This is a genomic window from Mycobacterium sp. E735 (genome assembly GCF_001666955.1).
Classification (GTDB): Bacteria; Actinomycetota; Actinomycetes; order Mycobacteriales; family Mycobacteriaceae; genus Mycobacterium.
This window is the reverse complement of sequence record NZ_LZIX01000039.1, coordinates 1-1,151: the sequence shown is the minus strand read 5'-3', so window position 1 is coordinate 1,151 and position 1,151 is coordinate 1. Positions and strand designations below refer to the sequence as shown.

Annotated in this window: 2 protein-coding genes; both read left to right on the top strand. The window is 68.4% G+C overall.

Annotated elements, in window-relative coordinates; translation table 11 throughout:
* A partial coding sequence (locus A5704_RS03485) for a DinB family protein (RefSeq protein WP_067754262.1) occupies positions 1-549 on the top strand: 549 nt, incomplete at its 5' end.
* A 189-nt stretch (positions 550-738) separates the two neighbouring features.
* A complete protein-coding gene (gene rplN, locus A5704_RS03480) occupies positions 739-1,107 on the top strand; it encodes a 50S ribosomal protein L14 (RefSeq protein ID WP_003403649.1) in 369 nt (122 codons plus the stop codon).
* Positions 1,108-1,151: the final 44 nt, after the last annotated feature.

Below are 1,151 nucleotides of genomic sequence, written 5' to 3'. Positions count from 1 at the left end.
ATGCCCGCGTCGCTGCCCCCGCTGGCCGGCGAGGACCATGTCTGCGCCGCCTGCGGGATGAGCTATTCGGAGACTCGGCTCGATGACGCCACCGGCGTGATCGCCGGCCTGCCGGACGCCGCCCGAAAGGCCGTGTCGGCGATCCCGCGCGAGAAGCGACGGGTCCGGCCCGGCCCCGACGTGTGGTCGGTCGCCGAATACCTCTGCCACCTGCGCGACGTCTACGTCAGCTTCACCATCCGGCTGCACCGCGTCCGCACCGAAGACCAGCCCGCCTGGGAGCCGATGCTCAACGACCTGCGGGCGCGCCGCTTCCACTACAACGACTGCGACATCGACGCCACGCTCGCCGAACTGGCCGCCGCGGTGGCGGGCTTCCTGGACGAGGTCGCGCGGGCCAAGGGTCAGGACTGGGACCGCACCGGGACCCGGCTGCCGGGCGAGCGGCGCACCGCCCGCTGGCTGGTGCGCCAGGCGATGCACGAGGGCGTGCACCACCTCGGCGATATCCGCAGAATCGGGGAAGGCGCTCCCTCGAACCGGCCCTGAGGCCGTCCTGGCCGCGAATTTGGCTCTGAGCTGGTCGTCCCCTAGACTCTAGGGGTTGCCTTGGGCAGACCTCGGCCGGTGCGAATCGGCCCCGCGTGCCCTTCGGTGACAAAGACCGCGCATGTCAGGTTTTTTGGTGGGCTTTGGCCTGCGTCCTGCCGTGCACACGCAACCAGGTCAGGAGATCGAGTGATTCAGCAGGAATCGCGGCTGAAGGTCGCCGACAACACCGGCGCCAAGGAGATCTTGTGCATCCGGGTGCTCGGTGGTTCGTCGCGACGCTACGCCGGCATCGGTGATGTCATCGTCGCCACCGTGAAGGACGCCATCCCCGGCGGCAACGTCAAGCGGGGGGACGTCGTCAAGGCCGTCGTGGTACGCACGGTCAAGGAGCGTCGCCGCCCGGACGGCAGCTACATCAAGTTCGACGAGAACGCCGCGGTGATCATCAAGCCGGACAACGACCCGCGCGGGACCCGCATCTTCGGGCCCGTCGGCCGCGAGCTGCGTGAGAAGCGGTTCATGAAGATCATCTCGCTCGCCCCGGAGGTGTTGTAAATGAAGGTCCGTAAAGGCGACACCGTCCTGGTCATCGCCGGCAA